General features: G+C 74.1%; 12 protein-coding genes. 3 read left to right on the top strand and 9 right to left on the bottom strand.

What is annotated here, in order from left to right; all coding sequences use genetic code 11:
* Nucleotide 1 precedes the first annotated feature (1 nt).
* The 9 genes from RM445_RS10775 to RM445_RS10815 all read right to left on the bottom strand — a co-directional run bounded on the left by RM445_RS10775 (nucleotide 2) and on the right by RM445_RS10815 (nucleotide 11,641).
* Nucleotides 2-994 (bottom strand): cation diffusion facilitator family transporter, encoded by a 993-nt coding sequence (locus RM445_RS10775; protein WP_311556038.1) that lies wholly within the window; start codon nucleotides 992-994, stop codon nucleotides 2-4.
* A 37-nt stretch (nucleotides 995-1,031) separates the two neighbouring features.
* Entirely contained in the window at nucleotides 1,032-2,519 is a 1,488-nt protein-coding gene (locus RM445_RS10780; protein ID WP_311556039.1) for a carboxylesterase/lipase family protein, read from the bottom strand.
* A 50-nt stretch (nucleotides 2,520-2,569) separates the two neighbouring features.
* On the bottom strand, nucleotides 2,570-5,068 hold the full coding sequence (gene pheT, locus RM445_RS10785; RefSeq protein WP_311556040.1) for a phenylalanine--tRNA ligase subunit beta: 2,499 nt from the start codon (nucleotides 5,066-5,068) through the stop codon (nucleotides 2,570-2,572).
* Between the two features lie 37 nt (nucleotides 5,069-5,105).
* Entirely contained in the window at nucleotides 5,106-6,185 is a 1,080-nt protein-coding gene (gene pheS, locus RM445_RS10790; RefSeq protein WP_311556041.1) for a phenylalanine--tRNA ligase subunit alpha, read from the bottom strand.
* Between the two features lie 42 nt (nucleotides 6,186-6,227).
* Nucleotides 6,228-7,067, bottom strand: a complete 840-nt coding sequence (locus tag RM445_RS10795; RefSeq protein ID WP_311556042.1) for a TrmH family RNA methyltransferase — start codon at nucleotides 7,065-7,067, stop codon at nucleotides 6,228-6,230.
* Between the two features lie 53 nt (nucleotides 7,068-7,120).
* Nucleotides 7,121-7,498 (bottom strand): 50S ribosomal protein L20, encoded by a 378-nt coding sequence (rplT, locus tag RM445_RS10800; protein WP_311556043.1) that lies wholly within the window; start codon nucleotides 7,496-7,498, stop codon nucleotides 7,121-7,123.
* Nucleotides 7,499-7,601: 103 nt separating this feature from the next.
* Complete coding sequence (rpmI, locus tag RM445_RS10805) at nucleotides 7,602-7,796, bottom strand: 50S ribosomal protein L35 (RefSeq protein ID WP_311556044.1); 195 nt, start codon at nucleotides 7,794-7,796, stop codon at nucleotides 7,602-7,604.
* A 104-nt stretch (nucleotides 7,797-7,900) separates the two neighbouring features.
* Nucleotides 7,901-8,467, bottom strand: coding sequence for a translation initiation factor IF-3 (gene infC, locus RM445_RS10810; protein WP_311556250.1), 567 nt, complete (start codon nucleotides 8,465-8,467; stop codon nucleotides 7,901-7,903).
* Nucleotides 8,468-8,710: 243 nt separating this feature from the next.
* Nucleotides 8,711-11,641: a BTAD domain-containing putative transcriptional regulator gene (locus RM445_RS10815; protein ID WP_311556045.1), complete on the bottom strand. Its 2,931-nt coding sequence runs from the start codon at nucleotides 11,639-11,641 to the stop codon at nucleotides 8,711-8,713.
* A 63-nt stretch (nucleotides 11,642-11,704) separates the two neighbouring features.
* Between RM445_RS10815 and RM445_RS10820 the strand changes: the two genes are divergently transcribed.
* Genes RM445_RS10820 through RM445_RS10830 form a run of 3 tightly spaced genes read left to right on the top strand, consistent with a single transcriptional unit; the run spans nucleotide 11,705 to nucleotide 12,563 of the window.
* On the top strand, nucleotides 11,705-12,034 hold the full coding sequence (locus RM445_RS10820) for an ArsR/SmtB family transcription factor (protein ID WP_311556046.1): 330 nt from the start codon (nucleotides 11,705-11,707) through the stop codon (nucleotides 12,032-12,034).
* Entirely contained in the window at nucleotides 12,031-12,366 is a 336-nt protein-coding gene (locus tag RM445_RS10825) for an SRPBCC domain-containing protein (protein ID WP_311556047.1), read from the top strand. The genes RM445_RS10820 and RM445_RS10825 overlap by 4 nt, the downstream gene beginning before the upstream one ends.
* The gene (locus tag RM445_RS10830; protein WP_397469275.1) at nucleotides 12,327-12,563 is read left to right on the top strand and encodes an SRPBCC family protein; all 237 of its coding nucleotides are present in this window, start codon (nucleotides 12,327-12,329) and stop codon (nucleotides 12,561-12,563) included. The genes RM445_RS10825 and RM445_RS10830 overlap by 40 nt, the downstream gene beginning before the upstream one ends.
* Nucleotides 12,564-12,569 lie beyond the last annotated feature (6 nt).

Genomic DNA, 12,569 nt, shown 5'->3' on the forward strand with positions numbered 1-12,569 from the left:
GTCACTCCACCAGTGCGCGGTCCGTCGTGAGCTCCACGTAGGCCCACACGTCCAGTCCGAGCGGTTCGAGACCGGCGGCGACGGCCCGGCGGACGTCGTCCTCCTCGCTGACGTCCCACTCCCCCGGCTCGACGACGAAGTCGACCTCGACGTAGAGCTTCCGGCCGAGTTTGTGCAGCCGGACGATCGGCTCGTCCAGGCCGAAGCGGTGCCGCACCTCGTCGACGGTGGCGTGCACGGCATCGGTGATCGCCGCGGGCGGCTCGCCCTCGAGCAGCTCGATGGTGCCGGAGCGCAGCAGCCGCAGCGGGGTGGGCACCAGCACCGCACAGGCGACCAGGACGAGGACCGGGTCGACGTAGTCGGCCAGGTCCGCCCGACCGGCGGCGAGGAGACCGAAACCGACCAGCGCCCCGGTCACCATCACCGCGCTGAGGATCGCGTCCGCCCGCCACTGCTGGGCCTCGGCGTCGACGAGATCCGAGCCCGGCGCCTTGCGTCGCAGCCACCAGGCTGCCGCCAACGAGATCAGCCCGGTCACCGCGCCGTAGGCGGCGACGTTGCCGGGTGCGACCGCGGTCCCGCCCTCGCTGATCACGGTCACCGCGTCCGTGCCGGCGTAGAACAGCGTCGCCGCGAGCGCGACGCCCTGTCCCACGACCATCAGCGGGGTCAGGCCGTCGCGGCCGAACGGGAACCGGCGGGTCGGTCCCGCGGCGACCGCGTGGGCGATGCGCAGCGACAACGCGGCGATCCCGATCCCGATCAGCGCGTACGCACCGTCGAACAGGATGATCCGCGCGCCGCTGAGCACGCCCCACACCACGGCCAGGACGCCGGACACGGACGAGGCGACGATCGAGCCGATCAGCGCGGCGCGCTCTCCCACCGCCGCCGGATCGGGACGCTCGGCGACGGGCCCGGTCGCCAGGCCGCCGGCATCCGGCCCGTCCACCCCGGGTCCGTCGAGATCGGGCAGGGGTCGGTCGGGCACCCCGCGATGCTATCGAGGGCCGCCGTGGTGCCGATCGTCAGCGGACGCCGTCCCACAGCGCCCGCAGGTCACCCCGCGGATCGTCGACCACCTCCACGGCCGGATCCGTGCCCGAACCGAACCGGGCGACGGCACGCCGATCCGGCGTGTAGGCAGGCCACCCGGGGTCTCCGGTGGTCGCGAACGCCACCCAGGCCCGGTGCACGGCGTCGGCGAGGGCCTGCGGCGGTTCGGGACCGACCAGCGCGGGCACTCCGGGGGCGTCCAGCGTGTCGAAGACGAAGGGCACCTCGAGCCCGTGACAAGCGCCGAGGCCGCCGACCGGGGTCTCCCAGCCGAACTCGTAGACATGGCTGCCCGGCACGGACTCGGCCAGCCGGAGCGCCGGCATCCGGTAGAACCAGTCGGTCGCGATCTCCGAGAGCACCGTGCCGGGCGCGGCTCCGGGCGATGCGGATCGGTAGCGGGCCAGCGCGGCCTCCGGCAGTCGGTAGCCCGCAGCGACCGCGGCGAGCATGGCCCCGTCCGCCTTGTCCGCGATCCCGGTGGGCACGAAGAACAACCGGTACTCGTGGCGGTTGGCGCCCACCAGCACGTCCACCCCGGCCGCCGATCCCGCGGCGATGGACTGCGGCGGCGGCGCCGGCAATACCTCGCCGTCCACCACCGGCTCGAAGGGCATGAGGTTGACGACGATCTCGCCCCACCGTGCCGGGTCCGGGCGCTGAAGGACGCGTCCGAGCGCGTTCTGGGCGGCCAGCACCCGCTCCGACGGCACGTCGCGCCAGGCCGCGGCGGTCCCGGGCACCCCCAGCTCCGCAGCGACGAAGTCGGTGACACGACTCGCTGTGGACGACGAGAGCGTGTGATGCGCTGCGCCGCTCTGCAGCACGGCCCGCCGGAACAGTCCGGCGGCGCGCGGCATCGCCAGCAGTGCGCCGATGCTCATCGCCCCGGCCGACTCGCCCGCAACGGTCACCGTGTCCGGGTCGCCCCCGAAGGCCGCCACGTTGTCACGCACCCACTCCAACGCTGCGACCTGGTCGAGCAGGCCGCGGTTGGGCGGTGCGTCGGGCAGTAGTGCGAAGCCCTCGGCACCGAGCCGGTAGTTCACCGCGACCGTGACGACACCGTCGCGTGCGAAGGCGGAGCCATCGGTGAGGGGCACGGCGCTGGACCCGTTCACGAAGGCCCCGCCGTGGATCCAGACGAGGACCGGCAGTCCCTGTGCGTCCGGGTCCGGCGTCCACACGCTCAGGTTGAGGTATTCGTCGCCGGCAACGACGGGGTTCGGCAGCAGCGCGTCGAACGGCGGCGGGTATCCCGGCATGGGCGCCGTCGGCCCGTGGGTGACCGCGTCCCGTACGCCAGCCCATGGCGCGACCGGCTCGGGCGCCCGGAAGCGGCGCTCCCCCACGGGAGCCGCGGCGTACGGGACACCCAGGAAGGCGACGACGCCGCCGGTCCGGACGCCCTGTACGGCGCCGGCCGCGGTGTCGGCGATGATCGATGTCGCGGTGCTCACGGGGCGAGCCTTCCGGGCCGGGTGCACGCCGCGCAACGGGCCGGCCCGGATCAGCGCAGGGTCGCGCCGAACCGGTCCGCCGCCACGGCCACGGCGGCGTCGCGAGCGGCGTTGGCCTCCTCGTTCGTCAAGGTCCGGTCGGGGGCACGGAACCGCAGGGCGAACGCCAGCGAGCGATGCCCGTCCGCCACCTGATGGCCGGTGTAGACGTCGAAGAGCCGCACCTCCTCCAGGAGGTCACCGCCGCCGATCTCGAGGGCCTCGGTCAGCTCGGCGGCCGGGACGTCCGCCGCCGCCACGAGCGCGACGTCCACGGACACCGGCGGATAGGGCGACACCCGCGGGGCCGGGCGGTCGTCGCGCAGGGGCAGCGCGTCGAGGTCGATCTCCACCGCGCAGGTGCGGGGCGGGAGATCGAGTGCCTCCACGACCTTCGGGTGCAGCTCACCGGCGTGACCGACGATCCAGTCGCCGACGCGCAGCGCAGCACACCGTCCCGGGTGCCACGGCGGCAGCGACGCCGTCGTAACCCGCAGCTCGACGCCCGCCGCGGCGCCCACCAGCCGGCCGATCTCGATCGCGTCCGCCCACCGGGCCGGCCGCCCCGGACCCCACCAGCCCCGCCGCTCACGGTCGCCGGCGAGCACGACCCCGACGTGCACCGGCTGGGCGGGCAGCGCCGCCTTGATCTGCGCGACCTCGGCGTCCGTGGGCCGGTCGGCGACGTCCGGGTCCGGCATGGCGACCGGCTTCGCGTGCGGCAGCACCACCTGCTCGACGGTGTGCAGGACCAGGTCGGAGAAGCCGCGGGCCCGGTTGCGCACGAGCGCGTCGATCAGGCCGGGCAGCAGGGTGGTCGACAACGCCGGCCGGTCGGCGTCCAGCGGGTTGACCACCGGCACGGTCCGGCGGCGGACGTCGTCGGCGGGCAGGCCGAACGCGTCCCAGACCGCCGCTCCGACGAAGGGGAACGGCAGCACCTCGACGCTGCCGGTCTCGGCCAGCGCCCGGGAGACGGCCCGGCGCCGCAGCTGGGCCGGGGTGAGACCGCGCCCGGGTGGGGCGGGGGGCAGGATCGACGGGATGGTGTCGTAGCCCTGCAGGCGCAGCACCTCCTCCACCAGGTCCGCGGCCTGCACGAGGTCCGGCCGCCACGAGGGCGGGGTGGCGACGACGGTGCTGAATCCCAGGCCGTGCCCGTCGGTCCCGGTGTCGAACTCGACGCTGCAGCCCACCTGGTGCAGCCGGCGCACGGTGGCACCGCGCTCGTACGCCACGCCGGCCACGCGGTCCGGCAGCTCCAGGGGCATGCGGACCGGTGTCGGCGCGGGGGCGGCACCGGCGTCCGTGCGGCCGGCGGCGATCGTGCCGCCGCCGTGCTCGACGAGCAGCCGTGCGGCCCGTTCGGCGGCCACCGGCGGCAGCTGCGGGTCGACGCCGCGCTCGAAGCGACGCGACGCCTCGCTCGGCAGCTTGTGCCGGCGGGCGGCCCGGGCGATGACGTACGGGCCGAAGTGCGCGGCTTCCAGCACGACGTCGATCGTGCCGCCCTCGCCGGCCTGACCGATCTCCGTCGAGGCGCCGCCCATGACGCCGGCGAGGCCGATCGGCCCGGAGTCGTCGACGATGAGCAGGTCGTCGGGATCGAGGCGGCGCTCGACGTCGTCGAGGGTGGTCAGGGTCTCGCCGCCGGCGGCGCGGCGCACGTGGATGCCGCCGGTGAGCCGGGCGGCGTCGTAGGCGTGCAGCGGCTGGCCGAGTTCGAACATCACGTAGTTGGTGACGTCGACGATCAGCGAGATGGGCCGCATCCCGGCGGCGAGCAGCCGGCGCTGCAGCCACCACGGGCTCGACGCCGCCGGGTCGACGCCCTCGACGCGGCGGGCCACGAACCGCGCGCACGCCGGGTCGTCGAGCGTGACCGGCCATGCGTCGCCCTCGGCGGCGGGCACCTCGACGCGGGCGGCGGGGTCGACGAAGTCGGAGTCGAACGCACCGGCGAGCTCGCGGGCGAGGCCGCGCACCGAGAAGCAGTAGCCGCGGTCCGGCGTGACGGCGAGCTCGACCACCGGGTCGTCGAGGCCCAGCAGCACCGTCGCGTCCTCACCGGGCGCGGCTGCACCCGGTGGGAGCACGAGGATCCCGGCGTGGTCGCTGCCGATACCCAGCTCCCGCGCCGACGCGATCATGCCGTCGGAGACGTGCCCGTAGGTCTCGCGGGCCGAGATCGCGAACCCGCCGGGCAGCACCGCACCGGGCAGGGCGACCACGACGAGGTCACCGACGGCGAAGTTGCGGGCGCCGCAGATGACGCCGCGCGGGCCGTCGGGGTCGCCGGTGTCGACCTGGCACCACCGGATCGGCTTCTTGAGCCCGGTCAGCTCCTCGATCTCCAGGACCCGCCCGGCCACCAGCGGGCCCTTCAGGTCCGGGCCGCGGTGGATGTCCTCAACCTCCAGACCGACCCGGACGAACGCCTCGCCGACGGCGTCGACGTCGGTGGGCAGGCCGTCGACGTGGGCGGCGAGCCAGGACAGGGGAACACGCACGGAAACGCTCCTGAGAAGTCTGGTGGGACGCCCGGACCTACACGCCGAAGGCGCGGCTGAAGCGCACGTCGCCCTCGACCATGTCGCGCATGTCGGGCAGGCCGTTGCGGAACTGGAGGGTGCGCTCCAGGCCCATGCCGAACGCGAAGCCGGAGTACACCTCGGTGTCGATGCCGCAGGCCCGCAGGACGTTCGGGTTGACCATGCCGCAACCGCCCCACTCGACCCAGCCCGCGCCGCCCTTCTTCTCCGGGAACCACACGTCCACCTCGGCGGACGGCTCGGTGAAGGGGAAGAACGACGGGCGCAGGCGGGTGCGGGAGGTCTCGCCGAACATGGCGCGGGCGAAGGCGTCGAGGGTGCCCTTGAGGTGCGCCATCGTGATGCCCTTGTCCACGGCCAGCCCCTCGACCTGGTGGAACACCGGCGTGTGGGTGGCGTCGAGCTCGTCCGTGCGGAACGTGCGGCCCGGGCAGACGACGTAGACGGGCAGCGGCCGCTCCAGGAGAGCGCGGATCTGCACCGGGGAGGTGTGGGTGCGCAGGACGAGGCCTGACCCCTCGCCCTCACCGAGGTAGAAGGTGTCCTGCATGGTGCGCGCCGGGTGGTCCTTGCCGAAGTTCAGCGCGTCGAAGTTCAGCCACGACGACTCGACCTCGGGCCCCTCGGCCACCTCGTAGCCCATCGCGACGAACACGTCCGCGATCCGCTCCCCGATCTGGGTGATCGGGTGCCGGGCGCCGCGCGGGGTCCGGTCGAACGGCAGCGTGACGTCGACGGCCTCCTCGACGAGCACCCGCTCGTCGCGCTCGGCCTCGAGCACGACGCGGCGTGCGTCGAACGCCTCCTGCACCTGTGTGCGGGCGGCGTTCACCCGCCGGCCGGCGTCCGCCCGCTCGGGGCCGGGCAGCGACCCGAGGGCACGCCGGGCCAGCAGGACGGGGGCACGGTCGCCGAGGTGCGCGGGCTTGGCCGTGGAGAGCGCGGTGAGATCGGTCGCGGCATCGAACGCCTTGCGGGCGGCGGCCACGGCGTCGTCGAGCGCCTCCGGCCTGAGCAGGGCCCCGGCGTCGGCGCTCACGGCGTCGGTGGTCGCGGCGTCGGTGCTCTCGGGCATGGAGATCGGACAACCTTCCGGGACGGGGCCAACGCGGCCACCCTAACGCCTGTCCTGCGGAGCACTGTCGCGGCGGAGCACGGCCGACGCTGCGCCGGCGCGCGAGTGCCGCTGTGCGCTGGCGTAGAGGCACACCGCGGCCGCGGTGGCCAGGTTCAGGCTCTCCGCCAGGCCGTGGATGGGAACCCGCACCCGGTGGTCCGTGGCCGCCGCCAGATCCGGCGGGAGGCCGTGCGCCTCGCTGCCGAACACCCAGGCCGTCGGGCCGGCCAGCACGCCGTCGGCGGCGGGGTCGTGCAGGTCGAGCTCGCCGCGGCCGTCGGCCGCGAGCAGGGTGAGCCCGGCGGTTCGGCAGGCGTCGAGCACGGCGGCGGCATCGCGGTCGCGGGCGAGCGGCAGGTGGAAGACGCTGCCGGTGGAGGCGCGCACGGCCTTGCCGTTGTGCGGGTCCACCGCGTCGCCGGCGAGCAGCACGGCTCCGGCGCCCGCGGCGTCGGCCACCCGGATGACGGTGCCGGCGTTGCCCGGGTCCGCCACGCCGGCCAGCACCGCGACGAGGGCGGGTGGTCCGGCGAGCGCGACCCGGACGGGGACGTCGAGGAGGTCGCAGACCGCGACGAGGCCCTGGGGGGTGACGGTGTCCGAGAGCGAGTCGGCAGCGGCGTCGGTGACCGGAACGACCCGGACGCCGGCGGCGTGTGCCGCCGTCACCAGCTCGGGATGCCGCTGGGCGGCCGTCGCCGTAATGAACAGGTCGTGCACGGCCAGATCGCGCGCGGAGGCGGCGGTGAGCGCCTCACGGACGGCCTGGGCGCCCTCGACGAGGAACCGCCCGGCCCGATCGCGACCCGTGCGGCGCAGCAGCTTGCGTGCTGCGACCACGCGCGGGGTGCGTTCGGTGCCGGGCGGTTCCAGGTGCCGGCGAGCCGGAGTGCTCAGGCCGCGGTCCCGTCCTGGGCGGGCACGTTCGCCCGTGCCACCTCGACGAGAGCGGCGAACGCGGCGGGCTCGCTGACGGCGAGCTCGGCGAGGATCTTGCGGTCGACCTCGACACCGGCGATCTTCAGGCCCTGGATGAACCGGTTGTAGGTCATGCCGTTCTGGCGGGCCGCGGCGTTGATGCGGGTGATCCACAGCTGCCGGAAGTCGCCCTTCTTGGCGCGCCGGTCGCGGTAGGCGTAGTTGAGCGAGTGGAGCATCTGCTCCTTCGCCTTGCGGTACAGCCGCGAGCGCTGTCCGCGGTAGCCGCTGGCCAGCTCGAGGGTGGTGCGACGCTTCTTCTGAGCGTTGACCGCGCGCTTCACGCGTGCCATGGGAATTCCTGTCTCTTGTCGGGGCGGCGGTGCGGAACGGACCGCCGCCCCGGGGTCAGCGGGGAATCGTGATCCGGCGCGTCGTGCCCGGATCGGTCACAGCTCAGCGACCGAGGAGCTTCTTGACCCGCTTGACGTCAGCCGGGGCGATCGCGACCGTCCCGGTCTGACGGCGGGTCTGAGCGCTCGACTTGACCTCGAGCCGGTGCCGCAGGCCCGTCTGCTGGCGGCGCAGCTTGCCGGTGCCGGTGATCTTGACGCGCTTCGCGGTCCCGCTGTGGGTCTTGTTCTTGGGCATGACTGTTCCGTTCCCCGGTGGCGCCCCGTGACGGGGCGCCAGAGTTGGCGTGCTTCGGTGCAGGTCGATCTGGTGGTGCGTTCCCGTGGAACGTCCCGGCCCGGTCAGGCCTGGGGCGCGTCCACAGTCTGCGCGACGGCCGCGGCGCGCGGCTTGGCCGGCTTCTTGTTCGGAGCGATCACCATCGTCATGTTGCGCCCGTCCTGCTTCGGCGCCGCCTCGACCGTGCCCAGCTCGGCCACGTCCTCGGCGAGCCGCTGCAGCAGCCGGAACCCCAGCTCGGGGCGGGACTGCTCGCGACCGCGGAACATGATCGTGACCTTGACCTTGTTGCCACCCTCGAGGAAGCGCACGACGTTGCGCTTCTTGGTCTCGTAGTCGTGGGTGTCGATCTTCGGCCGGAGCTTCTGCTCCTTGATCGTGGTGAGCTGCTGGTTGCGGCGGGACTCCCTGGCCTTCTGCGCGCTCTCGTACTTGAACTTGCCGTAGTCCATGAGCTTGCAGACGGGCGGGCGGGCGGTGGCGGCGACCTCGACGAGGTCGAGCTCGGCCTCCTGCGCCAGCCGCAGGGCGTCTTCGATACGCACGATGCCGACCTGCTCGCCGTTCGGGCCGACCAGGCGGACCTCGGGAACGCGAATACGGTCGTTGATGCGCGTCTCTGTGCTGATGGGGTCTCCTCGTTTCGACGTCGTTGGTGCGACGGAGCGGAGACCCGACGGCCCAGCGGCCCTGCCACGGCGACGATAGCCATGGCAGGACTGCGGACCGAACCCGGCCGCTTGTGGAGCGGTGGGTGGGAGCCGGGGCTCCACTTGATCGCCCTGACGCCTGGTAAAACGCGCGACAGGGTGGTCGCATTCCGTAGGTTACCAGCCCCTACCGGCCGTACGGAAACGGGTCCGGCCGCATGCTCAGCCCGGGAATCGCAGCGGAGCGGACCGGGTGAGCCGGCGGGCGAGGGCGACGGCCTCGACGTCGCCGAGCGCGGCGCCCTCGGCCCGGCAGGACTCGAAGGCGTCGCCGAGTGCCGCGCGCGCAGCGTCCTCGACGTCGTCGATCCGCCGGGAGTCGGAGCCGTACACCTGCGACGCCCGAGGACTGGCGGCCAAGGCGCCGAGCAGCAGCGTGGCCTCGTGGTGGCGGCCGAGGCGGGACAGCGTCTCGGCGAGCGCCCGGACGACCATCCAGAGCTGGGTCCACGAGCCGAAGCCGTGCCAGTGGTCGATCAGGGGGCCGAAGGTGGACACCACCGCGGCCGGATCCTCGGCGAGCCGCGCCGTGGAGGTGACCAGCGTGTGCCGGGCGATCCCGGCGACGAACCACAGCTCGACCTCCTCGGCCACGGCGACGGCCTCCTGCAGGTGGCGCGCCGCGTCCGGGTCGCCGCGCTCGGCCAGGCACTCACCGCGGGTGTAGGCGAGGGAGGCTCGGCCGGTCGCGGATCCGGTCCGGTCGACGAGCGCGACGAACGCGGCCTCGTACCGGGCGGCGTCGTCGTGGCGCCCGGCGTAGGCCGACTGGGTCGCCAGGTCAACCAGGACCATCGCGAGGGTGTCGGTGTCGTCGGCGGCGACGGCGAGCTCGTGGGCGCGCAGGGCGTGGCACCGCGCGGCGTCGAGGTCGCCGCGGAAGCCGAGGACGTTCGCCAGTGCCTCGTGTCCGTCGCGGGCTGCGGTGGCGTCGCCGGACCCGGCCGCGATCGCCAAGGCCCGCCGCGCCTGTCGCTCGGCGACGTCGAGGTTCCCCCGCTGCCACCAGGTGTGCGCATGCTGTCCGAGCAGTCGGGCGAGCAGCGGGTGGCTCCGGCCGCGGAGCTCCTGGCCGGGATCGAGCACCCCGGCGGTGCGGAGGGTCTCCTCGAGGAGCAGGACGAGGTCGGCACGTCCCCGCAGGTAGGACAGCTCGGCGATGGGGATCGTCAGGCGCAGCAACTCGTCGTGAGGGCCGTGGGCACAGAGCCAGGCGTGGGCGCGCCGCAGGTCGGCCAGGTGCGCGTCAAAGCGGCGGATCGCCGCGATCTCACCCGGGCTGCGGCGGTCGGCGGTCACCTCGTCGGCCAACCGCGCCGCCCACGTCGCGTGCCGGGCCCGCAGCCGGGCCGCAGCCGGGTCGCCGGCCAGCCGGGAACGACCGAACGCCCGCAGCGTCTCGAGCATTCCGAACCGCGCCGGCTCCCCCGGGTGCCGGACGACGAGCGAACGGTCGACGAGATCGGGGAGCGCACCGGCGTCTCCGCAGACCGCGGCTACTGCGGCGAGTTCCACCGGTCCCGCGAACACCGACAGCCGGTCGAAGAGCGCCCGCTGCTCCTCGTCGAGAAGACCGTGGGACCACGCCACGACGTCCCGCAGGGAGCGGTGCCGGGGCGAGGCGGTCCGGTGTCCGCCGCGGAGCACCCCGAACGGCTCCTCCGACGACTCCAGGGCGCCGAGCAGACCGGGCAGGCCCAGCGGGAGCGCGCGGGCGGCGGCCAGCTCGAGGGCGAGCGGCAGGCCGTCGAGTCGCCGGCACACCTCGGCGACCAGCTCGTCGTCGGGGTCGGGTGCGACGGTGGGGTCGCCGGCCCGCATCCGGTCGACGAGCAACCGGGCCGCCGCGTCCGGCTCCAACGGCGCGACCGGCAGCACCTGCTCGCCGTCGACCCGCACCGGTTCGCGGCTGGTGAGCAACAGGTCGACGCGCGGGGCGTCGGCCGTGATCGCCTCCACCAGCGCGGCGACCTCGTCGCAGACGTGCTCACAGTTGTCCAGCACCACCAGCTGGTGGCGGACCGCGAGCACCTCGACGATGCCGTCGACCACGGATCCGCTCCGCTCGGCGCGGCCGTCGGTGAGCCGCAGGGCAGCGGCGAGAAGCGGCACGACGTCGGCGGCCCCGCCCTCGCCGAACTCGACGAGCAGGGCGCCGTCGCCGTACCGGTCGGCGATCGTCGCGGCGACGTGCCGGGCCAGCCGCGTCTTGCCCACTCCACCCGGCCCGCACAGCGACACCACCCGGCACCGTTGCACGGCCTCGACGACGCGCGCGACGTCGACTGCCCGGCCGACGAACGAACTCAGCGGCACCCGCAGCCGGGGCGGCCGCGCCCCGGTACGCGTGTCCGGCGCCGGACCGACGGGCAGCTCCTGGCGCAGCACCCGCCGCTCCAGCTCACGGAGCTGGGCCGACGGGTCGAGCCCGAGCTGGTCGGCGAGCCGGGCGCGCAGGCGGGCGAACGTCGCGAGTGCGTCACCCTGGCGCCCGGCGGCCACCAGAGCCTGCATGAGGACCCCGACGACCTCCTCCCGCAGCGGCTCCGCAGCCACCAGCGCCTCGAGCTCCGCGACGGCCTCCGCGACCCGACCCACGGCCAGCAGCGCCGTGGCGTGCTGCTCGGCCGCCCCGGCCCGCAGTGCGGCGAGCCGCGCGACCTCGGGCACCAGCTCGGGATGGTCCAGCTCCGGGTAGGGGCTCCCCCGCCACAACGCCAGCGCCGCCTCCAGACGGACGCAGCGCGCGGCCGGGTCGTCGAGGACCGCTGCCGCGGCGAGGTGGTCGGCGAAGGCCGTGACGTCGACGTCCGCCCGATCGGCGTCCAGCCGGTAGCCCTCGGGGGTCGTGGACAGCCGGAGGGCGGCGGGCAGTACGCGGCGCAGCCGGGCGACGTTGGTCTGCACCGCGCCGGCCGGGTCGGCGGGCAGGTCGTCCGCCCAGACGAGGTCGGCCAGGCGCAGGACATCGACGGAGCGCCCGAGGTGCGCCGTGAGCGCGGCGAGCAGCCGCCGCTGACGGGCGGAGCCGATCCGGACCGGACCGGCCGCCCCTTCCAGCAGCAGCGGCCCGAGGACGCCGAGCGCTACCACGCCCGCATCGTCCCAGTTCGGACAGCTTCTTGACAGGTGACCATTTGGTCACATAATTGGGGCGTGACGGACGACGGGAGCGACGACCGGGTCTTCAAGGCCCTCGCCGACCCGACCCGTCGCTTCCTGCTCGATCTGCTCTTCGCCCGTGACGGCCGCACGCTCACCGAGCTGGAGTCCGAGCTGGAGATGACGCGGTTCGGGGTGATGAAGCACCTGAAGGTGCTGGAAGAGGCCGGTCTCGTCGTCAGCCGACGCCAGGGCCGGGAGAAGCTGCACTTCCTCAACTCCGTCCCGATCCGGCTGATCCACGACCGGTGGATCGACAAGTACACCGAACGGCAGGTCTCGGCGTTGGCCGACCTGAAGAGGCAACTGGAGGACGAGACATGACCACCGCGACCGGCTCCCCGACGAACGACACGGCAGGCGTCCGCACCGTCCAGGTGCACCGCGTCTACATCACCGCTCCCGCGCAGCGGGTGTGGGACGCCCTGCTGAGCCCCGAGTGGAGCGACCGGTACGGCTACGGCGGGTTCGTGCAGTCGGACCTGCAGGCGGGCAGTTCCTTCGTCACCACCGCCGGCACCGGCATGCAGGAGTTCGGCGTGTCGGGCCGATCATCGACGGCGAGGTCGTCGAGTCCGACCCGCCGAGGCGGTTCGTCCAGACCTGGCGGATGCTCATGGACGACGGCCTCAAGGCCGAGGGCTTCACCCGCCTGACCTACGAGCTCGTCGAGACCGACGGCATCACCCGGCTGACGGTCACGCACGACCTCACCGGCGCCCCGAACCTCGCCGTGATGACCAGCGGCCAGGCCGACGACCAGCCGGGCGGGGGTGGTGGCGGCTGGCCGTGGGTGCTCAGCGACCTCAAGTCGCTCCTGGAGACCGGCACCGCGTTCTCCCGGCCGAGCTGACAGCGC

The organism is Pseudonocardia charpentierae (assembly GCF_031845345.1).
Taxonomy (GTDB): domain Bacteria; phylum Actinomycetota; class Actinomycetes; order Mycobacteriales; family Pseudonocardiaceae; genus Pseudonocardia; species Pseudonocardia charpentierae.